Annotated in this window: 16 protein-coding genes, 1 tRNA gene, 1 other RNA gene and 1 pseudogene; 18 read left to right on the forward strand and 1 reads right to left on the reverse strand. The window is 54.3% G+C overall.

Going from position 1 to position 24,289, the window contains the following annotated elements; translation table 11 throughout:
• Nucleotides 1–171 precede the first annotated feature (171 nt).
• Nucleotides 172–2,193 carry a DUF362 domain-containing protein gene (locus ONB24_02995; GenBank protein MDZ7315071.1) on the reverse strand — a complete coding sequence of 674 codons (2,022 nt, stop codon included), beginning with the start codon at nt 2,191–2,193 and terminating at the stop codon, nt 172–174.
• A 274-nt stretch (nt 2,194–2,467) separates the two neighbouring features.
• Between ONB24_02995 and ONB24_03000 the strand changes: the two genes are divergently transcribed.
• The 18 genes and pseudogenes from ONB24_03000 to ONB24_03085 form a co-directional block, all read left to right on the forward strand.
• A tRNA-Leu gene (locus tag ONB24_03000) sits at nt 2,468–2,550 on the forward strand.
• 89 nt (nt 2,551–2,639) lie between these two features.
• Entirely contained in the window at nt 2,640–3,932 is a 1,293-nt protein-coding gene (tig, locus tag ONB24_03005; GenBank protein ID MDZ7315072.1) for a trigger factor, read from the forward strand.
• A 43-nt stretch (nt 3,933–3,975) separates the two neighbouring features.
• Nucleotides 3,976–4,566 carry an ATP-dependent Clp endopeptidase proteolytic subunit ClpP gene (clpP, locus tag ONB24_03010; protein MDZ7315073.1) on the forward strand — a complete coding sequence of 197 codons (591 nt, stop codon included), beginning with the start codon at nt 3,976–3,978 and terminating at the stop codon, nt 4,564–4,566.
• A 26-nt stretch (nt 4,567–4,592) separates the two neighbouring features.
• Nucleotides 4,593–5,855: an ATP-dependent Clp protease ATP-binding subunit ClpX gene (clpX, locus tag ONB24_03015; GenBank protein MDZ7315074.1), complete on the forward strand. Its 1,263-nt coding sequence runs from the start codon at nt 4,593–4,595 to the stop codon at nt 5,853–5,855.
• 32 nt (nt 5,856–5,887) lie between these two features.
• On the forward strand, nt 5,888–6,490 hold the full coding sequence (gene yihA, locus ONB24_03020) for a ribosome biogenesis GTP-binding protein YihA/YsxC (GenBank protein ID MDZ7315075.1): 603 nt from the start codon (nt 5,888–5,890) through the stop codon (nt 6,488–6,490).
• Between the two features lie 15 nt (nt 6,491–6,505).
• Nucleotides 6,506–7,708, forward strand: a complete 1,203-nt coding sequence (locus ONB24_03025) for a pyridoxal phosphate-dependent aminotransferase (GenBank protein ID MDZ7315076.1) — start codon at nt 6,506–6,508, stop codon at nt 7,706–7,708.
• A gap of 437 nt (nt 7,709–8,145) precedes the next feature.
• Entirely contained in the window at nt 8,146–8,925 is a 780-nt protein-coding gene (locus ONB24_03030; GenBank protein ID MDZ7315077.1) for a hypothetical protein, read from the forward strand.
• Between the two features lie 163 nt (nt 8,926–9,088).
• Nucleotides 9,089–11,302, forward strand: a complete 2,214-nt coding sequence (locus ONB24_03035; protein ID MDZ7315078.1) for a sodium-translocating pyrophosphatase — start codon at nt 9,089–9,091, stop codon at nt 11,300–11,302.
• A 78-nt stretch (nt 11,303–11,380) separates the two neighbouring features.
• Nucleotides 11,381–12,517 (forward strand): hypothetical protein, encoded by a 1,137-nt coding sequence (locus tag ONB24_03040; GenBank protein ID MDZ7315079.1) that lies wholly within the window; start codon nt 11,381–11,383, stop codon nt 12,515–12,517.
• Between the two features lie 226 nt (nt 12,518–12,743).
• On the forward strand, nt 12,744–13,466 hold the full coding sequence (locus ONB24_03045; GenBank protein MDZ7315080.1) for a hypothetical protein: 723 nt from the start codon (nt 12,744–12,746) through the stop codon (nt 13,464–13,466).
• 52 nt (nt 13,467–13,518) lie between these two features.
• Nucleotides 13,519–13,879: RNase P RNA component class A (gene rnpB / locus ONB24_03050), an RNA gene on the forward strand.
• 42 nt (nt 13,880–13,921) lie between these two features.
• A complete protein-coding gene (gene recJ, locus ONB24_03055; protein MDZ7315081.1) occupies nt 13,922–15,619 on the forward strand; it encodes a single-stranded-DNA-specific exonuclease RecJ in 1,698 nt (565 codons plus the stop codon).
• A gap of 17 nt (nt 15,620–15,636) precedes the next feature.
• The gene (locus ONB24_03060; GenBank protein ID MDZ7315082.1) at nt 15,637–16,572 is read left to right on the forward strand and encodes a branched-chain amino acid transaminase; all 936 of its coding nucleotides are present in this window, start codon (nt 15,637–15,639) and stop codon (nt 16,570–16,572) included.
• Nucleotides 16,565–17,044: a transcription antitermination factor NusB gene (gene nusB / locus ONB24_03065; GenBank protein MDZ7315083.1), complete on the forward strand. Its 480-nt coding sequence runs from the start codon at nt 16,565–16,567 to the stop codon at nt 17,042–17,044. The genes ONB24_03060 and nusB overlap by 8 nt, the downstream gene beginning before the upstream one ends.
• Before the next feature lie 98 nt (nt 17,045–17,142).
• A pseudogene (locus ONB24_03070) lies at nt 17,143–21,474 on the forward strand (DEAD/DEAH box helicase).
• An 825-nt stretch (nt 21,475–22,299) separates the two neighbouring features.
• Nucleotides 22,300–23,304 (forward strand): SEC-C metal-binding domain-containing protein, encoded by a 1,005-nt coding sequence (locus ONB24_03075; GenBank protein ID MDZ7315084.1) that lies wholly within the window; start codon nt 22,300–22,302, stop codon nt 23,302–23,304.
• A 63-nt stretch (nt 23,305–23,367) separates the two neighbouring features.
• Nucleotides 23,368–23,835: a DUF494 domain-containing protein gene (locus ONB24_03080; GenBank protein MDZ7315085.1), complete on the forward strand. Its 468-nt coding sequence runs from the start codon at nt 23,368–23,370 to the stop codon at nt 23,833–23,835.
• A 45-nt stretch (nt 23,836–23,880) separates the two neighbouring features.
• A partial coding sequence (locus tag ONB24_03085) for a hypothetical protein (protein MDZ7315086.1) occupies nt 23,881–24,289 on the forward strand: 409 nt, incomplete at its 3' end.

Raw genomic sequence — 24,289 nt, forward strand, 5'->3', positions numbered from 1 at the left:
ACACTTGAACTTTTCAAGCACTCCGATGAAACCAAAATATGATATTCAAAAACTGACGCAAATCTAACACATGCAAAGGCGACAAAATTCCGCCATGATTTCCAGGCCGCCAAATTAAAAAGCGGCGGCCTAAACATACCGGCCGCCGCTGATCCAACCTTACTCTAACGTCTATTTGACCAACGTCATTTGTCGCGTTTGTTGCAACAGGCTTATTCCGTCGTTGCAGCTTACTCGGCAAAAATAGATTCCGCTTGGCGCGGCTTGACCCTGGTCATCCATTCCGTTCCAGTACCACTCGTTCCGTCCCGCCTCGTAACGGCCCTCATGATGTAGGACAAGGCGACCGTTCATGTCGAAAATTTCGATTCGCGTGTAAGCGGCGCGCGGCAGTTCGAATCGAATCGTTGTGCCCGGATTGAACGGATTGGGGTAATTGGCAGGCAGGCTGAAACCGCTCGACAGTTCTTTTTGCTCGGCAACTCCGGTTGTGCCGAAAATGGAATAGAGCTCGATGCCGTTGCCGATGCCCAGGTTGCGGGAGTACTTTTTTTCGACGGCGTTATTCCAATGCTCATGGACGCCCAGGCTGGGGATCGGCGTGCCGTCACCTTCTGGGTCATAGATGATATTCGTCGGCCATTCGTTACGGTCTGCCGCCTGATGGAGATAGTCGTCTACCGCCGGTTTTACCGGATAAGGGTAGAGACTGCCGGCATGGAATTCGGTGCGCAAAAAGTCATATCCCACCGATTCAATGGCCACAGGATCGAAGGAGAGGAAAATGGAGGAGGTCCAGTCGTTATTGAACGGCGGCATGGAGAATTTGCGCGGCGGATCCGTAGCTTCCGACCCGGAATAGAGAGCGTCCATCAGGTAGAACAGCCCGCGCTTGTAGTGTTTTTCATGCCCCATAAGATCGACCTGCACGCGATATTGGTGCCGTTGAAAGCGCGCATATTTGCCGTCTTCCGTGGGATCCACCAACCCATTGTGGAGGTGAACAGCATTATTGCGCATGTGTGAACCGAAATGATTTTTGGCAAACATGGTCACCCCTGCCCGCCTGTGACCTTTCATGGTCGGTATGTTGATGAGATAATTGCAGATTTCGGCAATCGTACAGTAGTAATCTTCGACGGTCGGCTGACCGGCCAGCGGATTGCTCCAGTCGCCGGTAAACATGACAGTGCCGCGATCCGAATATTTGATGAACGGTTTGGTGGTTTTAACGACCTTTATACGGCCGTTCAAAGTAGAATTGTTGTCGAGAATATTGATGTCCGGAAATTCCGCCTTCCACAGATCGAAACAGTGCTTGTAGACATGTTTAAGAGGGTCGCCGATATAAATATCCTGCTGATTGACGCCGGCGACGCGGACCAGCTGCCGTAAAAGCGCCAGCACAAGGTGCGGATTGGTCTCCGCAATGCCGTAGTTATTGTTCTTTTTGATGGCCAGATTCTTTGGGTCGAAATTGCCGTCCCATGAGCTGGTGGCGTTGATTTTGATGTAAATGATCTCCCCTTCCTGATAACCCACATCGCCTTTGCCCTGCAGACGGTTATTGTACCGGAAAATTTTATCCCAGGCTTCACTGTCTGTAGCTGCGCCGGTCAAGCCGCGAATTGCCTGCGACAGCATGCGGTCGATGACTTCCTGGTTGTTGTTCTTCGGCATGAACCAACCGTCGTCTTTGTTGGCGCTGTTGGTGCAGTTTTCATTGGTGGCGTCAGGATCCCAAACCCATACGACCCGGCCCGGGAAAATACCTTTTGCCTCACCGATCGGCGCGTTCGGTTTGTGATCCTCATGGGCTATTGTGGCAGCAGCGGGACGAGCTTTGCCGCCTACCGTAAAGGAAACAGCCGCCATCACAACAAGGACCGACAAAGCCGCCGCCAGGGCGGGTCTTTTCGACCGCAGTTGTTTCGTCTTCCGCAGACCCAGCCATGCCGTGACGGAGCCGATCAAATAGACGATGAAACCGGAAGCGAGCGGCGCAGCGGCGCGCATACAGGGATAAGCTGCACGGCTCGGTTTGGGGATGACACGGATGAGGAACCAGATCAGCGACAGCAGCCCCAGAATTGGAAAAAAGACTCCGGCACCGGCGTACCGAAAACCGATAATCCGGCCGGTTTTACTGCAGCGTCTAAGCAATCGACTATCGAGATAAGAAAGAAAACGCATACTCTCTCCTTAGCATTTATTTACACATTTATAAATAGAAATTAAACTCCTCTTTTTAGAAAGCAAATAAAAGAACGTCATTCACGAGCTTTTCACAATTGTTTACAGCCCCCTATGTGCTTGAGCGGATATGTCCGAGCCATGCAAAACAGCGTTTGTCCCCTTATGCATCCGATTTGCTCTCAAAGAGTTAGGCTATCTGGGCGGCGGAAAATTTCTTTGACTTTGGCGTGCCAAATCATTAAATTTTTACCTGCTCAGAGCTTGCGATCGGGCGAGAGTGGCGGAACCGGCAGACGCGCTAGACTTAGGATCTAGTACCTTCACGGTGTGGGGGTTCAAGTCCCCCCTCTCGCACAATCAAAGACGATCGTTGGGGCGCGCTTCGGCATGCTTTCCGACGATTTTTTTATGTTCAGGACTCAACAGAATAAAGGGAAAAACGATTGGACTATACGATCAACACCAGCACTAACGGGCAAACGACTATTGAAGTCAAAATTCCTGCCGATGAAATCGATGCCTTTCTGGACAAGGCCCTGCTCAATGTCCAGAAAAAAGCTACGCTGCAAGGCTTCCGGAAGGGTAAAGTTCCTACTGAAATGGTCAAGCGCCTTTTCGCTTCGCAGATTAAAAATGAAGCGCAGGACTTGGGCATCGAAGATGCCTGGCGCCGCATCTTTTCAGAAAATCAGTTCGACCTCTACAATGAGCCTCTCATCGTTGGTCGCCATGTTGACGATCAAGGCAACGTCACGTTCTCGATTGTCTTTGAACAATATCCCCAAGTAAACGTACCGGACCTGAGGGGTATGCAGATCGAAAAGATCGTCTGGCAGGTGACTCCCGAAGCGGTGGATCAGGTTTTGGAAAATCTGCGGCAAGATCATGCCATGCTTTACCTCAAAGAGGACGCAGCGCAGCCGGGCGACTATGTGTTGGCGGACTTTCAAGAGATTGATGCGAGCGGCGTGCCGCTTCTCGGATCCAGTTTTAACGATCAGATGATTTATCTCGCGCCGAACGACAACGAGCTGGCTCCGCAGCTTGTCGGCGTCAAAGCCGGAGATCAACGCCGCGTCATGCTGAAACGGCAAAAATCCGAGATGATCGAACAGCCGAATCGTGAACAAGACACGGTCTTTTATCAAGCCGTCGTTAAAGAGGTCAAGGAACGTCGTTTGCCGGAATTGGATGACGAATTCGTCAAAGATCTCGGCGGCCGCTACAAAACTCTCGCCGAATTGCGCGAAAGCATCGAGGCCGACCTGCGTAGAAGAGCGGAACGCGAGACAGAGACCGGCTTTGAAAATGCTTTGATTACGGAGGTGGTCAAACGCTCCGACTTGGAACTGCCGCCCTCGATGATCGAGAAATATACCGATCGGCTGGTTGAACGCGCTTTGAAACGGAATGAGCAACTGGATGAAGAAGCTTTGCGCAATTATTTTCGCCCGCAGGCCGTCTTTGATCTCAAATGGATGCTGATCAGCGAGGAAATCAAAAAGCAGCAGGGGTTTACTGTTGACGAGCAGGATATCGAGGCAAAGCTCGAGCCGTATCGGCAAAGCGAGAACGGCCAGAGATTGATCGAGTCCCTGCGCAAAGATGAGAAGGAAATGGAGCGGCTGAAGGAAGACATTCTTTCAGACAAGCTGATTGCCTGGCTGGCATCGCAGGCGGAAATTCGCGAAACGGTGCGGCCGTTCAGCGAGCTGCTCCGTTCGCCGGAAAATTGAGCAGTGGATAAACGAAGGACATCGAAACGAAAGGAAACGATAGATGGGTTTGGTGCCGATGGTCATAGAACAGACGGGACGCGGTGAACGCGCATACGATATCTTTTCCCGTCTTTTAAAAGAGCGAATCATTTTTATCGGCAGCCCGATTGACGATGTAGTCGCCAGTCTTGTGATCGCCCAAATGCTGTTCCTGGAGGCCGAGGATCCGGAAAAGGATCTCTATCTCTACATCAATTCTCCCGGCGGTTACGTTTCATCAGGTTTGGCGATCTATGACACCATGCAGTACATCAAACCGGATGTGGCGACGATCTGCATGGGACAGGCTTCGAGCATGGCGGCGCTGCTTCTGGCGGCCGGCGCAAAAGGCAAACGGGCGGCTTTGCCGCACTCCCGCATCATGATCCACCAGCCGCTGGGCGGCGCGCAGGGTCAGGCGACGGACGTCGAAATACAGGCGCGCGAGATCCTCACGCTGCGCGCTCAGCTCAACAAGCTGCTGTCGCAGCACACCGGCCAACCGCTGGAAAAGATCGAAGCCGACACCGAGCGCAACTTTTTTATGAGCGCCGAAGAGGCCAAGGCATACGGCATTATTGACGACGTCATGGTGCGGCGCAAGAACAAATAGGCCTCAGAAAAAGGAGAATCACGCAAATGACGAAAAGCGGACCGCGCAGGTCGCATTATGCCGTTTGTTCTTTTTGCGGCAAGAATTCGAGTCAAGTCGAGACGATCGTCACCGGGCCGGACGTCAGCATTTGCAACGAGTGCGTTGCCATTGCCAACAAAGTGATTGCCCGCGAACAGGCCAAAAAGCCGTTCCATCTGAACGGACGCATTCCAACTCCTTCAGAGATCAAGGCTGAGCTTGACAGCTATGTCATCGGCCAAGAGCAGGCCAAGAAAGCGGTCGCCGTGGCGGTCTATAATCACTATAAACGCATCGAAAATCCGCGCTTTTCCGATGATGTGGTTTTGGAAAAGAGCAACGTCCTTCTGATCGGCCCGACCGGCACCGGTAAGACGCTGATCGCGCAGACGTTGGCCAACTTTCTGCAGGTACCGTTCACCATTGCCGATGCGACAACTTTGACCGAAGCCGGTTATGTGGGTGAGGACGTTGAAAACATTCTCGTTCGCCTCCTGCAGGCGGCTGATTATAATATCGAACGGGCCGAGCGCGGCATCGTTTATATCGACGAAATCGACAAGATTTCGCGCAAAAGCGGCAATCCTTCCATCACCCGCGATGTCTCCGGCGAAGGCGTGCAGCAGGCCCTCCTAAAAATTTTAGAAGGCACCATCGCCGCACTTCCGCCGAAAGGCGGCCGTAAGCACCCGGAAATGGAGTTCATAAACCTCAACACCCGCAATATCCTGTTCATATGCGGCGGCGCTTTCGACGGTCTGGAAAAAATTATCGCCAACCGTATCGGCAAAAAAGAGATGGGGTTCGGCGCCGACATCGAGCACAACCAAAAGATCCAGCAGGATATCCTTCGCCATGTCGAGCCTGAGGATCTGCTCCATTACGGCCTTATCCCAGAGCTGATCGGCCGACTGCCCGTCATCGCCACTCTCGACGACCTTGACGAAGCAGCGTTGTTGGAAATCCTCACCACGCCCAAAAACGCCTTGCTGAAGCAGTATCGTCGACTTTTGGAACTCGACGACGTGACTTTGGAATTCGATCAGGATGCCCTCGAGGAGGTCATCAGGCAGGCGGTCAAACGGAAATCCGGCGCGCGCGGACTGCGCTCCATTATGGAGTCGGTCATGATGGACATTATGTTTTCATTGCCGTCGCGTAAAGACATCGGGGCATGCCGGGTTACCCGTGACGTGGTGCTGAAAAGAGGTGAGCCGATTTACATCAAGCGCGCCGTCGACACATTTCCCAGCGAAGAAGCTGCTTAACCGCCCCCTTTTTTCGGGAAAGGAGGGTCGACGTGAAGATCAATCAGGCGGAATTTGTCAAGAGCGTGGCGCGACTCGATCAACTTCCCAAAGACGGCCTTCCGCAGATCGCCTTTGCAGGCCGTTCCAATGTCGGCAAATCGAGTCTGCTCAACAAGCTGTTTAATCGCAAGAATTTGGCTCTTGTGAGCTCCTCGCCGGGTAAAACCAGGCTGCTCAACTTTTACCGAGTGAACAACTCCTGCTACTTTGTTGATTTGCCCGGATACGGCTTTGCCAAAGTTTCGAAAGCGCAGCAGGAGTCTTGGCGGCGGCTGATCGAAGCCTATTTAAGTCGAAGTAGGGATCTACGCGGCGTCGTGGTTCTTACCGATATTCGTTTGGAGGTGCAGCAGAGCGATCGACAGATGCTGGAGTGGCTGCGGTCGCTGGGCACTCCCTTTATCGTGGTTGGCACCAAAGCAGACAAGCTGTCGAAAATGCAACTGCAGCGTCGGATCAAAGAGAATCTTGAGGCGTTGGCCGATTTAAATGTTTCCGAGATCCTGCCGTTTTCCGCTCTTACCGGCGAAGGCAGGACGGAGCTGCTGGCAGTGATCGGCCGTTTGATCCGCCCGCAAGAGGCGGAGCCATAAACAGGGAGAATCGTCATGGCGATCGTTACGCCGCAAATCAAGGACTTTATGCAGACACAGTCGTGGATACGCCGCATGTTCGAGGCGGCGGCCGAATTAAAGGCCAAATACGGAGAGGATCGGGTCTTTGATTTCAGCCTCGGCAATCCCGACGTTCCGCCGCCTGCAGAAGTGGCGCAGGCGCTGCATGACCTCGCGCAACGCGCATCCAAGCCGCTGTCCTTCGGCTATTGTCCCAATGCCGGTCTGCCGGCTGTGCGCGAAGCGCTGGCCGGCCGCGTCAGCGAAGAACAGCAGACTCCTCTTGCCGGAAAGCATATCGTTGTGACCTGCGGTGCCGCCGGAGCGATGAATGCACTTTTCCGCGCCATTCTCCTGCCCGACGACGAGGTGATGACTTTTTCACCCTATTTTGTGGAATACGGCTTTTATGCCGCCAATTTCGGCGCCCGATTGGTAACGGTACCCAGCCGCAACGACTTTTCACTCGATCCGAAAGCGCTCGAAGCGGCGATAACGAACAGAACACGCGCCCTGATTCTCAACTCGCCGAACAATCCCACCGGTGTCGTCTATAGTCGCGAAGAGTTGGAAGCGGTGGTTGATATACTGACGCTTAAATCCGCCGAGTACGGCCGGCCGATCCTGTTGATCTCCGATGAACCTTACCGCTTTTTAACCTACGACGGACTTACGCCACCGGCAATTCTGCCGCTGTATGACTCGAGCGTCATCATCAGCTCGTTCTCAAAAAGTCTCTCTTTGGCGGGCGAGCGCATCGGCTACTTGGCCGTCAATCCCCGCCTCGACGGCGCCGATCTTTTGCTTAATGGAATCATTCTCGCCAACCGAATTCTCGGCTACGTCAACGCGCCGATTATCGGCCAGCATATTATTCTCGCCTCGCTTCATGCCGGCGTAGACGTTACCGTTTATGAACAACGTCGCCGCGCCATGGCTGAAATTTTAGACGAAATGGGCTTTGAATACGTAATGCCGCAAGGTGCTTTTTACTTTTTTCCGAAAACTCCGCAGGGTTACAGCGACGATGATTTTATCAAACTGCTGCTGAGCGAAAACATAATCGCCGTTCCGGGAGGCGGGTTCGGCCGCGAAGGCCACTTTCGCGTCGCCTTTTGCATGGAAGAAAGCATCATCCGCGCCTCCCGATCCGCTTGGCTCAGGGTAAAAGACAAGCTGGCCTCCCCTCCTCAATAAAAGGTTGCCGGCGTCTGCAGGGTATCCAACAAAGATCCGGCAACAGATCACCCGAGACTTTGGATAACAGGCCTGCAACGCCCTGCCCATTTTTACGAGAAGGGCGATCAGCTTAATCCCTGCGTCCCGATACGCAAAGACGAGCCCGCAAGCAAGCCCACTAAAGATTGAGCGAATTTGCGCCAATAAGCCTGCAACCTTTATAAAGGTTAATGCAAGGCATAGGCAATTTTCCTTTCCAAGTATCGGCTGAGATCATACCCCGTTTTGTGTCTGGTTGTTTTTGTTCCTATTCGAAGGAAATATATTTTCCGCGATGGGAGCGGAATATATTGACTTTTTGCAATAATAGTCGTAAATTCAATTCAAACGGCCGGACAAAACCGAGAGCAATGAAATAAAAGGCCGTGGCGCATGAGCCGAAAGGGAAGACAGGGATGAAGGTATATCTTTACCTTTCCATGATACCGGAAGCATTGATCTATTCCATGCTTCCGCCGGATGATTTTGGACGGTACTATGCGGTCGGCACTCGCAAAAAGACGCGCGGCGAGGCTATTTTTTTCAGCGTGGATGAAAATAAAGTCGACCCGAGTCTACCGCTTGAAGCGGCGGCAAAACGCTGCGTACCGAACCCCGACGGCTCTCCGAAACGATCCGTCTATGTGTCGATCTACCGGGCTTTGGAGCATGTGCCCATTAATGCTTTGAAGAATCTATATCTGGCGACTTCAACGGGCCACGTTCTGGAGATCAAGTCGCAGCCTTACAAGCCGAGCGAAGAACGTCGGCTTCACTTGTATCAAGAGCTGGCGCCGGTCGATCCGATGATTGCATCCAATTTGGAACCTCTGGCTTTTAGTCGAACGATCACCAATAAGGGCAGTCTTGTCTATGTTCCGCGGCTTGCTTTTGTGGAGCTTACACTCGGCAATTTAGCCGAAAATCCCAAAACCGGTTCCGCCTATGATCTGCCCTACCGCAATATTGATCATTTGCGTGATTGTCTGCTCGAATTGGTGAACAATCCGAGCAAACTGACCAAAGCGGTTTCCCGCGCTATGGGATGCGAGTTGATCTTTCGCACCATCAAGAACGGCTTTTTCGTCGGCGACGACAAAGAGTTTGCTTTTTATCCCTTCCCCTCGTTAGAGGAATTGGAAGATAAATATTACGAGTGGTGGCGATCTGCTAACCTCATTCCGTTTGAGGATTAATCCTTTTCTCTAGGCCGTAAGACCACTCAAAAGCTGGGCTTTGACGATATGGAAAGCGGCTGTCTTTCATGCCGCTGACAGCCGATGCAAAGCACGGTGTTTGCGTGGTCTTTTTTATATACACTGAACGCATTTATGTTGAACTCTAGTTGAAGGAGAACCAATGCTGAATCCACTTTTCTGGTTGGTGCCGGTAGCTTCGTTAATCGCTCTCGGCTTTGCTTTCCTTTTCTTCAAGCAGATGATGCGGTTGGATGAAGGGACGGAAAGAATGCGGACCATTGCCGCACACGTCCGCGTCGGCGCCATGGCTTATCTCAAGCAGCAGTACAAAGTCGTTTTGATGGTGTTTATCGTTCTCACGTTGCTGTTTGCCTTTATGGCCTATGTACTGAAAGTCCAAAACGGCTGGGTCCCCTTTGCTTTTCTGACCGGCGGATTCTTTTCGGGATTGGCCGGATTCATCGGCATGAAGACCGCGACCTATGCCAGCGCCCGTACCGCCAATGCGGCGCAGAAATCGCTCAATCAGGGCCTGCAGGTCGCCTTTCGCTCCGGTGCGGTTATGGGCTTGGTGGTCGTCGGCCTGGCGCTATTGGACATCTCGCTCTGGTTTTTAATCCTCAACCATTTCTATCCTGCAGCGACGGACACTCACAATCTGATCGTCATTACCACGACCATGCTGACATTCGGCATGGGCGCATCGACTCAGGCGTTGTTTGCGCGCGTGGGCGGCGGCATCTACACCAAGGCTGCCGATGTCGGCGCCGACCTCGTCGGTAAGGTCGAAGCCGGCATTCCGGAAGACGACCCGCGCAACCCGGCGACTATTGCCGACAATGTCGGCGACAATGTGGGCGACGTGGCAGGAATGGGCGCCGACCTCTATGAATCCTATGCCGGTTCGATTCTGGCGACGGCCGCTCTCGGCGCAGCGGCTTTTATGGGACTCGGCGTTGCGGTGCAGTTCAAAGCGGTCATCGCTCCCATGCTGATTGCGGCGGTCGGTACGGTCCTGTCGATCATCGGCATCTATGCCGTGCGCACCGGCGAGGACGCCACCCAGAAACAGCTTCTCGGCGCACTTGGACGCGGCATCAATCTGAGCTCGATCCTGATCGTTGTAACTTCTTTCCTTATTCTGCGCGCCCTCGATCTGCCCAATTATGTAGGCATTTGGGGCTCCATTCTCTTCGGCCTGGTTGCCGGCTGGCTGATCGGTAAAGAAACCGAGTATTTCACTTCCGAGGCTTACAGGCCTACTCGCCACATTGCCGACAATGCCACAACAGGCCCGGCCACGGTCATCATCGCCGGACTGGGGACGGGAATGCTTTCAACCGCATTCCCCGTACTAACCATCGTTATCGGGACAATCTTTGCCTATCTATGCGCTGCGGGCTTTGACGTGACCAATATGTCTGCCGGCCTTTACGGCATCGGCATCGCCGCCGTCGGCATGCTGTCCACGCTCGGCATCACCTTAGCCACCGACGCCTACGGCCCCATCGCCGACAACGCCGGCGGCAACGCGGAAATGAGCGGCCTCGGAAAAGAAGTTCGCCGCCGCACCGATGCTCTTGACTCCCTCGGCAACACGACGGCAGCGACCGGCAAGGGTTTTGCCATCGGTTCTGCGGCGCTGACGGCTCTGGCTCTTTTGGCCTCCTATATCGAAGAACTCAAAATCGGTATCGTGCGCGTCATCAACAACGTCGGCTCATACACCTTCCCGAACGGCCTGCAGCTTTCCAATTTGGCCGAAGTCAACAAGTTGGAACTGGTTGATTTCATGCACTATTTCGACGTGCATTTGATGAATCCTAAGGTGCTTCTCGGCATGTTCGTCGGCGCCATGATGGCCTTCTTGTTCTGCGGTCTCACGATGACCGCCGTCGGACGCGCCGCTGCAAGCATGGTCAACGAAGTCCGTCGCCAATTCCGTGAAATCAAAGGCATTATGGAAGGCAAAGCAGAGCCCGACTATGCTTCGTGCGTGGCTATTTCGACCAAAGGAGCGCAGCGCGAGATGATGCTGCCTTCGCTTCTGGCCATTGCAGCGCCGATCCTTATGGGCCTCGTTTTCGGCGCAGCCGGTGTGATGGGTCTCCTGACCGGCGGCCTGGCGGCAGGCTTTGTGCTCGCTGTGTTTATGGCTAATGCAGGCGGCGCCTGGGACAATGCGAAAAAGTACATTGAAGGCGGTGCGCACGGCGGCAAAGGTTCCGATGCTCACAAAGCCGCCGTCGTCGGCGATACGGTCGGCGATCCGTTCAAAGACACCTCCGGCCCCAGCCTCAATATCCTCATTAAACTGATGAGCATGGTTGCCATTGTAATGGCCGGATTGACCGTGACATTTTCTCTGCTCTGATTGGATTGGGTTCTCAAAAAGGGCGATGAGATGATCATCGCCCTTTTTTTGTAGGCCTATGTTTTGCAGGAGGTTTTGATGGAAAACCTGGAGGCAAAAGAAATCAGTCGCCTGGTGCGGACGGTCTTTCCGCCGCTTGCCCATGAAGAAAGTCTTGCCATTTTGATCGACATCCCAAATGCCTCAGAATCCGATACGCCTGCCTGGCGTCTGCGCCGCGTCATCGCTTATGAATGGTATCGGTCTTTGAGCGAAAGCCCCTTGGAAGCGGGGCTAAAGGATGTCGCGCTGATCGCCTATCCAAGCGTGGACCGCAACAACGCCGATCTGCCGGAGTACGGCTTTTTTCTGACGGAGCCGCCGCCGAACGTTGCCCGCGATCTTTCCGACCCCAAACAATCCTTTCAGAAAATCTTTTCCAAGTATCAACTGTTTCTGGCTCCGACGCAGTATTCGACGACGGCACCCTTGAAAAATGCAGCCAAGATTTTCGGCTTTCGCGCCGCCACCATGCCCGGCTTTTCGCCGGCAATGATACCGGCTCTGCGCCTCGATTATGAAAAGATCCACGCCCGCTGCTCTCTTTTGAAACAAAAGCTGGATGTAGCCGTCGCTGTTCATGCAGTTTTTAAAGTTGACGAAAACCTTCTGGAGATGACCTTTGATCTGAGGCATCACACAGCCCATCTCAGCAGCGGTCGATTTTTTGAGGCGGGAACCGCAGGCAATCTGCCGAGCGGTGAAACCTATATTGTTCCCTATGAAGGAGAAAAGGGCGAGGCAAGTCGCACTGCCGGTTTGCTGCCTGTACAATTCGACGATGAGATCGTCATTTATCGTGTGGAAAACAATCGAGCTGTCGAGGTCATGAGCAGCGGCGAAAAGAGCGAAAGCGAAGCCGAGCTGCTGCGCCGCGAGCCGGCGTACGGCAATATTGCCGAGCTGGGGTTCGGTGTACTGGACGGATTCGGCATCGCGCCCATCGGCGAGATTTTGCTCGACGAGAAACTCGGCTTTCATGTCGCCTTTGGCCGCAGCGATCATTTCGGCGGCGTCGTCGGACCGTCGGCATTCTCTTCACCGTCTCAGGCCGTTCACATCGACCGCATTTATGTTCCGAAGGTGCAGAACCGTATCCAATTGCTTTCGGTCGATTTGGATTTCGGTGCGCATTGGGAACGACTCATCGATCGGCACGGCTATGTCATTTTTTAGACCCCGTGCTTAACATTTTGCTTGTTTTTTTTGTGATTTTATTCTACTTTGATATTGGATTGAGGCTTTCCATTGACAAACATGCGGATGAGGGTGAAGCGTAAAGAAAGACAGCCATCGATAAGCGATAAAATCTGCCTTCATACGGCATGCAAGATGGAAGTGCATTCAAAATAGGGTGCACTTTTTTTTTGTCAGGGTAGGGATAAATTGAGGAGTATTTCTCTTGCAAAAAGTACTGGAACTGCTGATTGATCTGCAGGAAATCGACGCCCAGCTGTTGATGCTGCAGAAGGAAAAAGGCGATCTGCCGATGCGGGTAGACGCCATGAGTGAAGAAATCAATCAGTTGGAAAAAAAGTTGGCCGGAAACCGCGGCATGTTGGAAGCACATCGCGAGGAACTGGCGCTAGTGGAGAGAAATATCGATCTCTATGATACCCGATTGAATAAATACAAGACGCAATTATATCAGGTTCGCAATAATCGCGAATATGATGCCATTTCGAACGAGATCGACGCCGCAGTGCAGGCCAAAAGTGAGGCCGAGGCGCGCAAAGGCGAGCTAAGCAAACTGGTGGAGCGGGAACAGGAAGAGATTGCGCGTTTGGAAGCACTGCACGCCGAACGCCAACAGAGATTGGCCGAGCTGCAGAAAGAGCTGGAAGCCGTATCGGCGCAGACACGCGAAAAAGAGGAGGCACTGACGGCTCGGCGCAATGCCATGGCCGAGCGATTGCCGCGGCCGATTGTCAGCACGTATGAGCGGATTCGTACGGCGCGGGGCGGTTATGCGTTGGCGTTTTTGCGCAACGGGGCCTGCAGCCAGTGTTCCACGCGTATTCCACCGCAACGGGGCCTGGAAATCCGCATGATGAACCGCATCCACCTGTGTGAGGTTTGCGGCCGCATTTTGGTTTGGAAACCGGAGCTTACAGAGACGGAGTAACCTGCGGCAGATTTTTTAAGCCGTGGTTTGTTGTTTGAAAAACGGGCGTTCCGAAGCAGGTCAGACGATCGCGTTCCGACTCGATCGGAATGAGGAAAGTCCGAACTCCACAGGGCAGAGTGGTCCGTAACACGGACCTCGGGTGACCGAGGGAAAGTGCCACAGAAACGACACGGTCTCGGGATTCCGGGACAAAGGTGAAATGGCGAGGTAAGAGCTCACCGCTTCAACGGTGACGTTGAAGGCAGGGCAAACCCCACTCGGAGCAAGACCAAATAGGCGGAGAGAGACGGCCCGTCTCGTTTGATCCGCGGGTAGGTCGCTTGAGGCGTCGGGCAACCGGCGTCCTAGAGAAATGATCGTCGTCCCGATTTTCGGGATTACAGAATTCGGCTTACCGACCTGCTTCGGTTATTTTTTGTCGGTTGCCGGCAACACAAGACGTTGGAGAGTTTATGGAGTTGCGATGGGTGATTGAGGAGGCGCAGGATCCCGAAAAGGTTTCGGCGCTGTCCGCTGCCCTGAATATCCCGCCGGTGATTGCCGAGATACTGCTGCGTCGGGGCGTTAATGATCTAGAAAGCGCCAAACGATTCTTCAGGCCGTCGCTCGATCAACTTTACGATCCTTTTCGCCTGCGCGACATGTCAACAGCCGTGGAGCGGCTGCGGCGCGCAGTTCTGAGCGATGAAGAGATCATGATTTACGGTGATTACGACGTCGACGGTATTACCGCCGTCTCTTTTTTATATCTCCTGCTCAAAGAGCTGGGCGCGCACGTCAATTATTATATTCCGAACCGCCAGGAAGAGGGCTACGGGCTTTCCCTGCAGGGCATCCAGGAAGCGAAACAGCGCGGCGTGACCTTGATTGTGACGGTAGACTGCGGCATCACCGGCCATCATGAGATCGCGGAAGCGAAACGGGCGGGAATCGACGTCATCGTCACCGATCACCACGAACCCGGACCGACGTTGCCGGAAGCAGCGGCAGCCGTTGATCCGAAGCGCCATGATTGCTCTTATCCGTTCAAACAGCTGGCGGGCGTGGGCGTCGCCTACAAATTGGCGCAGGGTCTTTTGCAGCGCATGGGCATTGATCAGTCGATTTTGGAAAAATATATCGAACTGGTCGCTATCGGTACAGCTGCGGACATTGTACCGCTCGTCGATGAAAACCGAATTTTTGTCAAATTCGGCATCCAGTCGCTGAACAATACGGAAAACTTGGGTCTGAAGGCGCTGCTGCGCGCATCCGGTTTGTTGGGTAAGGAGATCGGTACCGGGCAGATAGTATTCATCATCGCGCCGCGCATCAATGCCGTAGGCCGCATGGGCGATGCCGAGCGCGCGGTGCGGCTGCTGACGACCGAAAGCGCCGCCGAAGCGGAAGCCATTGCCGACATCCTGGAACGCGAAAATCTGCACCGAAAGAACGTCGATGAGGAAGCTTTTCATGAGGCGGTGGCGCAGACCGAAGCGCTCTTCCGCGAGCGGCAGGCTCACAGCATCGTTCTGCACAAGGAAGGCTGGCATACCGGCGTTATCGGTATTGTCGCCTCGCGCATGGTCGAAAAATATTATCGGCCGACGGTACTGATCTCGACCGAAGAGGGCATCGGCAAAGGCTCGGCGCGCAGCATTCCGGGTTTCGACCTCTATGAAGCGCTGAAGCAATGCGAAGATTTGTTCATCGGCTTCGGCGGCCATAAATATGCCGCCGGGCTGACCATTGAAGAGGCGAAAATTCCGCACTTTAAAGAGCGGTTCGAAAAAATAGCCGCCGAACAGCTCAAATCACAGAGCCTGGTGCCGGAGTTGAGCATCGAGGCGGAGATTCGGTTGAGCTGCATCGACGATCGATTCGTCGAAATTTTGAAGCATTTTGCGCCTTTCGGACCGCAAAACATGCGGCCGGTATTTATGGCGCAACGACTGCAGGTGGTGGGCACCCCGACGGTTGTGGGCAAAAATCATCTGCGGTTCAAAGTGCGACAGGACGGCCGAGTGTTCGACGTCATTGCATTCAACATGGGCGATCTGATTTATCGTTTGACGCCCGGCGTGTCCGATTTGGACATGGCTTTTGTCATTGAAGAAAACGTCTTTATGGGCGCCCGCACGATTCAGCTGCGGGCGAAGGATATACGTTAAGAAAAAGGAAAACGAGCATGGATCCGCGAGATGAGCAGGGTAAAATTTGGATGAACGGCAAGTTCATCGATTGGATGGATGCCAAAATTCACGTCATGTCGCACGTGATTCATTACGGCACGAGCGTTTTCGAGGGAATGCGCTGCTATAAAACGCCTCACGGTCCGAGTATTTTTCGGCTGGCGGATCACATCCGTCGCCTGTTCGATTCGGCCAAAATCTACCGCATGCCGATTCCATACACGCAAGAGGAAATCATTGAGGCGTGCAAAGAAACGATCCGGGTGAACGGTTTCGAATCCGCTTACGTGCGACCGATTGCGTTTCGCGGCTACCACAGCTTGGGCGTTGATCCCAGCCGCTGCCCGGTCGAGTTTGTCATCGGGGCGCTCAATTGGGGCAAATATTTGGGCGACGAAGGCGTGTCCAAAGGAGTCGATGTGCGCGTGTCCAGTTGGAACCGTTTGGCGCCCAACACCATGCCTACGCTCGCCAAGGTCGGCGCCAACTATATGAGCTCGCAGCTCATCAAAATGGAAGCATTGGCGGACGGATATGCGGAAGGCATCGGTCTGGACGCTTACGGCTATGTCAGCGAGGGCAGCGGCGAGAATATTTTTGTCATCCGTGACGGCGTCCTCTATACGCCCACACTGGATTCGGGCATTCTCCCCGGCATTACGCGCGACTCGGTATTCAAAATTGCCGCCGAGTTCGGCATACCGATCAGGGAGATGAAAATTCAACGCGAATTTCTTTACATCGCCGATGAGATCTTTTTTACCGGCACGGCGGCGGAAATTACGCCGGTGCGGAGCGTCGACCGTATCGTCATCGGCAGCGGCAGCCGCGGACCGATTACCGAAAAGATCCAGCAGCGCTTTTTCGAATACGCCTGCGGCGAGCGCGAAGATCGGTACGGATGGCACGATTACATCAAGATCCATGTTTAACGAAAATCTGGAATGGAAACTGCCGACATCTCGGCATCAGGCAAGAGAGTCGGCGCTGCAGGTGCTGTATGCGCACGTCCTCACCAATACGCCGGTAAGCGTTCTGCTTAAAGAACTCTTGACGGCTGAAAACGAGGTTTATCCTGCCGTCCGCTTTTTTCAAAAACTGGTCAAGCGGGTGCATGAGAACGAAGCCGTCTGTGATGAGTATATTCGTCGTCATTCTGAAAATTGGCGAATAGGCCGTATTGCCATTGTCGACTTGATTCTTCTGCGCATGGGCGTATGCGAGTTCCTGTTTTTCCCCGAAATCCCGCCCAAAGTGACCATCGACGAAGCGGTAGAGCTGGCCAAACGGTACAGCACTGAAAAAAGCGGCGCCTACATCAACGGCATACTTGATGCAATTCTCGATGAACTCAAGGCGAACAATAAAATAATCAAGAATAAACGGGGCATGAAGGAAAGTTGACCCCCCTCGGCGCTGCAGTATCTGCAAAAAAATATAACAGAAACAAACCTGTTCGTCCGGCGTTAGGATGAAGAGTTGAAAGAGAGCGAGGAATATCTTTGAAAATCGAAAAGATCTTTTCGAAACTATTCGGCGGAACCAGCAATGAACGCGAGCTGAAAAAGCTTTGGCCGATCGTTGCTGAGGTTAACCGCATTGCCGAAGAATATCAGAAATTGACCGATGAGGAACTGAAGGCAAAGACCAACGAATTCCGTTACCGCCTGAAAATGGGCGAAACTCTGGACGATCTCCTGCCCGAGGCGTACGCTGCGGTAAAGGACACCTGCCGGCGGCTTGTCGGCAAAAGATGGCTAGTCCGCGGTCAGGAAATCGAATGGAACATGGTGCCGTTCGACGTGCAGATTCTCGGCGCCATAGTGCTTCATCAAGGCAAGATTGCCGAGATGGCCACCGGCGAAGGCAAGACTCTTGTCGCCACAATGCCGCTTTACTTGAATGCTCTCGAAGGCAAGGGCGTTCACCTGGTTACGGTGAACGACTATTTAGCGCAGCGCGACTGCGAATGGATGGGCGAAATTTTTAAATTTTTAGGACTCACGGTCGCAGCCATTTACGGCGGCCAGACGCCGGAAGAGAGGCGCCAGGCCTATCTCGCCGACATTACCTACGGCACCAACAACGAGTTCGGTTTTGATTATCTGCGCGACAACATGGCCACGGACGTTTGGTCGGTCGTGCAACGTCCGCTGCATTATGCGATCGTCGACGAGGTGGACAGCGTCCTGATCGACGAGGCGCGTACGCCGCTAATCATCTCCGGCTCGGTCGGCGCCCCCCGCAATGTCTACAATGAACTTAAACCCATTGTCGAGAACCTGTACAAGCGTCAGCAGGAGCTGGTAAAAGAAATATTGGCCGAAGGCAAAGCGCTGCTCGACGTCGACGAAGAGCGCGCCGGCCTGCAGATTCTGCGCGTTCATCGCGGCGATCCGAAAAACAAAGAGCTGCTCGAGCTTCTTACCTCCCAATTCTGGGTGAAAAAGCTCATCGAGCGCATCGAAGGCCAGCACGAAATCGATAAAACCATGAGTCTTGTCGATCAAGAACTCTATTACACGATCGACGAAAAAAGCCACGTAGTCGACATTACCGAAAAAGGCCGCATCTTTCTTTCGGGCGGCAAGGACTTGGACGTCGCCTTCAAGATTCATCTGTTGGATGAGCTGGATGAGGCGATCAACCGCATGGGCGAGGTCAAACATGCGGAACGGTTTTTTACCCACCATGCCGTCAACGGCCGCGCCAACGGCTTTACGCCGGAGGGCCGTCTCTACCTTTGCGGCGTGAGCGAACCGTTGACCGAAGCCCAGGCTGCGGCAATTGAAAAGCTCGCAGAAAAGCTTGCGCAGGCGCCCGATCTTCTACCCGATGGTCCAAAAGGAGAACGCAGCGCCCGTCTGCGCTCCCTCTATTTAGCCGCCAAAAAGAGCGAGGGTTTGATCAACGGCCTCAGTGAGCTTGGCAAAAAAGTCCTTTTGAACGGCGCCGACGAAGACCTGCGCCGCGTCGTGGAAGCGCTTGAGGCATTGTTTTCTCTTTTAAAGGATCAGGCCGATATCGATGGTCAGGAGGGCGTACCGCGCTACCAATTGGAGCGGCGTCGGCAGCTTCAGAACACGCTCTTTGTCATGGACAAACAGAGCGGCTGTCCGGTCGGGCTGACTGAGCAGGGAAGGCTGGCTGTATCGGCTGCTCTTGCCGGCGGCAATCCGCTCCTTGCGCCGCTCATCTTTCAGCTGCAGACCATGCTGCAACGCGAGGACGCCGACGATAAGCAAATCGACTATTTCGAATTTTCCGACGATGGCGCCGTACTCAAGGCAATCAGCGAAAAAGGCCGCATCGCACTTTTGGGCGGAGATCCCGATCTCTATGTTCTCCCCGACCGGTCTATCGTCGAGGAGCGGGATCGGCAAATTCAACTGCTTCTCGACCGCACCCTCAACCAGGCGTCGTATGACTATGCCGCGCGCGTGCAGGCCGTCGAGCAGTTCGAAGACGATCTGCAGCACATCGCCCATTACGTTCAGACGCACAGCGATCGTCTCGACACCTTTTACCGCTTCGAGGCGGAGAAAAAGCAATTCGGACTAACTCCAAAAGCTCATGCCTTTTATACCGATTTTGCCGAACAGAGCGAAGATATCATTGCCCAATTGGACAAGGACATTCGCCGCTATGCGGAACAGCCGGAGCAGATTTTTGCCGTTCAGAACGGCCGATATGTGGGACTGAACGAGCTCGAACTGGATCGGCTGCTCGGCGCTCCCTATCGGCAAATTGAAAAACAGATCAACACCTGGCTGGAAGAGCACCGCGGCAGAATTGATTCTCCTGTCGCGCTGCGGGAAGAGCTGGACAAGCATTTGGGCTCGGATCTGGAACAGGGCCTCAGCCTTTCACGCCGATTCGAAGAGGTCCAAAGAATCGGCCTCTTTTTCGAAAACCTCTTCCGTTTCCTTGCCGATGAGGAAGCGGGCGACTCGGAAAAGCGGCGCATGCTGCGTCTTTACTTTGACTTTGCCGAGCCGCTGCAGGGCGACGTTCGTCCCGGCACCGGCCTCAAGTTTTCAGGGCTTTCTGCCGCCGGTATGGAGAGACTGCAAAGTACGACTTTGGCGCGGCGCAGCGTCGCCGAAGCGGCCCTGCGCGAAGCCGCCCAGGATCCTGAGGCGATCTTTGAACTCGGTCCGCAGGGATATCCCGTCGGCTTGAAAAAAGCCGCGCGCAGCCGTCTTGTGGACAGCCTGCCGTTTTTCAGCTACAGTGAAGGATTGAAAAAATTTCGCGAAGAGGTGCTTTTCCTCAGCGCCAAAAAAGCGCAAAGCAGCAGCGAGCTGCAGGGCTTGCTGCAAAAGGAAAAGGCGCAGCTGCGCGGCAAAGGTTATCAGTTCGATGAAAGAGAATTGAACGAGCTCCTTTCGCAGCTGCATCATCCCAATGCGGCTGTTACACCGGAAGAGATCGAAAACTGGTTCCGGCGCCATTTCTCCCGCTTGCCGCGGCAGGTTTTGGAGCAGCGTCGCGATCGCCTATGGCAGAACTACACCGCCGTTGAAGAACGCATTCAGAACATTTCGCAGCTTCTGCGGGCCTATACGCTGTATCACCTTGATGTGGATTACGTCGTTAAAACGCCGGATGAATCGGAACTGCGGCGTCACGGCGGCAGGCCCGGGCAAAAGGCGGTGATGATTGTCGACCAGTTCACCGGCCGCCTGATGCCGGGTCGACGTTTCAGTGACGGTCTGCATGAGGCCTTGGAAGCCAAAGAGGGTGTGCAGGTGCAGGCCGAAACGCAGACCCTGGCCACCATCACGCTGCAGAACTTTTTCCGTCTCTATAAAAAGCTCGCCGGTATGACGGGTACCGCCGAGACCGAAGCGCAGGAATTCTACAGCACCTACAAGCTGGAAGTCGTGGTCATCCCGACTCACAAGCCTTGTATCCGCATCGATTACGATGACGTCATCTTTCGCACCAAGCGGGAAAAATACAACGCCATCATCGAAGAGGCGTTGGCCATGCACGAACAGGGGCGTCCGGTCCTCATCGGTACGATCTCGGTGGAAGTGTCGCAGCACCTGAGTAATCTCTTTACGATGCGCGGCATTCCCATGGCCAATTGGCTGCAGAAAGGCGACGTGACGCGCGAACTCGAATCGGGCCGCTTTCACACGGTTCTCAACGCCAAATATCACAAAAGCGAGGCCGAGATCATCGCCAAAGCGGGTCTGCCGGGCGCCATCACCATTGCGACCAACATGGCGGGCCGCGGAACCGACATCAAATTGGCGCCGGGCGTGGCTGAGAAGGGCGGACTGCACATCATCGGCTCGGAAAAGCACGAAGCGCGGCGCATCGACCGGCAGCTGCGCGGGCGCGCCGGGCGCCAGGGCGATCCGGGGTCTTCGCGCTTTTTCCTGTCGCTGGAAGATGACCTAATGCGCCTCTTCGGCAGCGACCGCATCACCAGCATCATGAGCAGTCTCGGCTCGATGGAAGAGGGCGAACGCATCGAACACCCGCTGATCACGCGCTCAATCGAGCGTGCCCAGAAAAAGGTCGAGGAAAGAAACTTTGAAATCCGCAAGACGCTGCTCGAGTACGATGACGTCCTCAACGAGCAGCGCAAGATCATCTACCGCCGTCGACAGAATCTTTTGGGCTTTGCACAACCGGAGGATCTCGTCGATTCGAAGCTGAAAAAACACATTGTCGATGAAAAAGACCGCTCTACCTGGAAGCTTTCCGATCTGTTCGAAGATTTGCGGACCTATTTTGATCAGACGCCGCCGTTCGAGGTCGACGAACTGGAACGACTGAGTTATGAAGAAATGCGCGCGCAGATTCTGGACTGGACGACCGAGCAGATTGAGCGGCGCACTCGTTATCAGCAGCTGCAGGAGCGCCACCGTGTTTTCGGCTTTGTGCCTGAAGAAGAGATCGCTGCGCAGCTGGTGCGCATGAAAATCCGGCTGCACAATGCCGGGGTCAACGATCCTTCCCATTGGAACTTGGATGCGATCCGCTTCGAATTAGAGCGCTTATTCGGCGGGGTTCCTGAAGATCTGATGCAGCTTGCCGGGCTCACCGCCGAAGAAGCGGACAAGCGCCTTACGGAGTGGGCAATCAGCCGCTACCGCGCAGCCTGCAAAGCCGGCGAAACGGCGACGGATAAGATCATGTTCGGCGCTTTGTCGACAGATCAAATCCTGGACACGATCCTGCTCGGTTTGATGAATTTTCACCTGCCGATGCATCGTTCGTCGGTATCTTGGCGGACGGAAGAGTTTCTGCGTGATTTGGAACGAATCTTTGACGCTGCGCCGCAAATCGGCGCCAATGAGCTGCGTTCGATCCGTCCGGAAAAAATATTCAGCCGCGTACGGGAGTGGATCGATACGCTTCCCCCGGGGCAGAAAGATCGGAAACGTCTGCTGCATCGCTTTTTCGGCTTTTTTACCTCCGCTTATTTTGCCGATGCGGTCATCGGTCGATTTATCTTTCAAAATGACGGCGACCTTTCGCAAGTGACTGCAAGCGAAAAAGCAAAGCTCGCCGAGCTGTTCGGAGGCGATCTTGGGCCTTTTGACTCCGAAGACGCGGAAAATTTGACGAACGTACGTCGACGAGCGCGCAGACGTTATTTTGAGCTGCTCGAGGCGCATCGATCGGCCTACGAAGAGGTTATGCTCGGTCGCGCCTTGAACGAGGAGATCATCGAAGCGGCGCTGCGGCGCGGCGTCCAAAAAATTCTGCAGACCTACGCCGATGCGGCGGAGGCGCAGAAACATATCGCCGAATTGACGGATCACTTGGTCTTTTCGCGCAGCACGCTGCGCCTTCCCGCCGACCGTCGCCCCGAAAACGATGCGGCATTTCTCCAGGACTTGGTGGCCTGGGGGCTTGCCCAATACAAAACCTACCAGGAGCGCCTCGACCGCATGCAGCAGGAGGAGCTCAGCAGCGAGATCGTTTCCGACTCTGTGCTCGGCATGATCGACGACACGATCTACGCCATGATCAGCAACGTGCTGGGCAAAGAAGAAGCGCTGGACGCCAATCAGATCTCGCGCCTGGAAACCGAGTGCCGCTTGGTTTTCCGGCAATCGCCGCGGATTTATGACGGCAGCCATGAACTGATGGATCCCAATCAGGTCATGGATCAGCTGAGCGCTTGGGCTAAGGGACTCTACCACCAGCGCATCAAGGAGTTGGGGCGCGAACAGGTGACGCGCTACGAGCGCTATTTCGTATTGGAAAAGATGGACGAGAACTGGCGGCGGCACCTCAACGGCATTGATGAACTGCGCGAGGGCATCGGCCTGCGCGGCTACGGCCAAAAGGATCCGCTGCTCGAATACAAGCGCGAGGCCTTTAACTTATTCGAGCGCACCATCGACGCCATCAACCGCGAGACGGTACAGACGCTGTTCAAAGTTTTTGATGTCGGCGGCGAAACTGTGGAAGCCGAGTTGCGCCGTATCGAGCCGCAAAGCTTCTCGACCGTCAAATCCCAGATCGAGCTCTTTCGTCAGGCGCCGCAGAAAACGGAAGCGCCGGCTCCGGCCGCCGTTCCGGCGACCCCGATCATGCGCGGACGACCGGTCATCAAAGCCAAGAACGTCGGCCGCAACGATCCGTGTCCGTGCGGCAGCGGTAAAAAGTACAAAAACTGCTGCGGCCGCGGATAGGCTAAAAAAGTTGCATTTAGAATTTTTTGTTATAAATTTAATCAGGCTTTAACTCGAGGTAAAATGAACAAACGGTTTTTAGATATTCTGACGTTTATACTGAACGAAATACGCGAGCAGTCGAATACCGACGTCGATCTGCAGATGGTCGTCGACTTGTTGGAGGAGGAAGGCTTTACCGAAGACGAAATCACTTCGGCGATGTCCTGGCTGATGAGTCACGGCGAAAACCTGGACCGCACTGCCGTCGCGCCGACGACCGCTTTTCCGCGGCCGTTGTGGCGCACCCTCAATGATGTTGAACGGGAAGCCATTTCGCCCACCGCGTTCAGCTATCTGTTTCATCTTAGAGAGCTCAATCTGCTGAGCGACGACAGCATGGAGCGCATCATCGAACGAGCCGTCGGCATGCGTCTCTTTCAAATCGATGTAGAAGAAATGAAGGAATTGATCGCGGCAATCGTACTGAACTTTGAAGACAGCGCCGCGAAAGGCTACTTTCAGTTCACGACGACTCCCTACCCCCATTAAAAGCTTGCGGCGATCGCTGTTTGACGATTAACTTGATGGAACCTCATGGCCGTACTTGTCATCGTCGATTCGCGGCATAAGGAAATTATCGAAAAGACGATTCGAAGCAAAGGGGATTACACATTGTGGCCCCTCGCTCTGAGCAGCCGCGAATGGGCGGCGCTCGATTATCGTCTCCATGAACAGACCCATCCTTCTCTGGTTTTCGGCGGCCTCGACATCGAAAAGTTTGAACGCATCTATGTCGCGGCGCCGGACGATGCGGTCGGCGATGCTGTAACACGCCGCATCGGCGATGCTCTGCGTCTAAGCAACGGGCGTCTTCAGCGCCTGAACGATCTGCCGGACGAGTTACCGCAAGACAAATTGGGGACCGACAAGGCTGCCTGGCGACAAAATGTCGTATGGGAAACAGCCGTAGAGGCGGATCGGCGGATCGATGCCGTATTGCGGA

The organism is candidate division KSB1 bacterium (assembly GCA_034505495.1).
Classification (GTDB): Bacteria; Zhuqueibacterota; Zhuqueibacteria; order Residuimicrobiales; family Krinioviventaceae; genus Fontimicrobium_A.

What these genes read in the sequence shown, in the direction of transcription:
- recJ (MDZ7315081.1), top strand. Translation starts at nt 13,922, where the DNA reads ATGGAGTTGCGATGGGTGATTGAGGAGGCGCAGGATCCCGAAAAGGTT.
- ONB24_03035 (MDZ7315078.1), top strand. Translation starts at nt 9,089, where the DNA reads ATGCTGAATCCACTTTTCTGGTTGGTGCCGGTAGCTTCGTTAATCGCT.
- ONB24_03075 (MDZ7315084.1), top strand. Translation starts at nt 22,300, where the DNA reads ATGCTCGGTCGCGCCTTGAACGAGGAGATCATCGAAGCGGCGCTGCGG.
- nusB (MDZ7315083.1), top strand. Translation starts at nt 16,565, where the DNA reads ATGTTTAACGAAAATCTGGAATGGAAACTGCCGACATCTCGGCATCAG.
- ONB24_03080 (MDZ7315085.1), top strand. Translation starts at nt 23,368, where the DNA reads ATGAACAAACGGTTTTTAGATATTCTGACGTTTATACTGAACGAAATA.
- clpX (MDZ7315074.1), top strand. Translation starts at nt 4,593, where the DNA reads ATGACGAAAAGCGGACCGCGCAGGTCGCATTATGCCGTTTGTTCTTTT.
- ONB24_03060 (MDZ7315082.1), top strand. Translation starts at nt 15,637, where the DNA reads ATGGATCCGCGAGATGAGCAGGGTAAAATTTGGATGAACGGCAAGTTC.
- clpP (MDZ7315073.1), top strand. Translation starts at nt 3,976, where the DNA reads ATGGGTTTGGTGCCGATGGTCATAGAACAGACGGGACGCGGTGAACGC.
- ONB24_03040 (MDZ7315079.1), top strand. Translation starts at nt 11,381, where the DNA reads ATGGAAAACCTGGAGGCAAAAGAAATCAGTCGCCTGGTGCGGACGGTC.
- ONB24_03025 (MDZ7315076.1), top strand. Translation starts at nt 6,506, where the DNA reads ATGGCGATCGTTACGCCGCAAATCAAGGACTTTATGCAGACACAGTCG.
- ONB24_03030 (MDZ7315077.1), top strand. Translation starts at nt 8,146, where the DNA reads ATGAAGGTATATCTTTACCTTTCCATGATACCGGAAGCATTGATCTAT.
- ONB24_02995 (MDZ7315071.1), bottom strand. Translation starts at nt 2,193, where the DNA reads ATGCGTTTTCTTTCTTATCTCGATAGTCGATTGCTTAGACGCTGCAGT.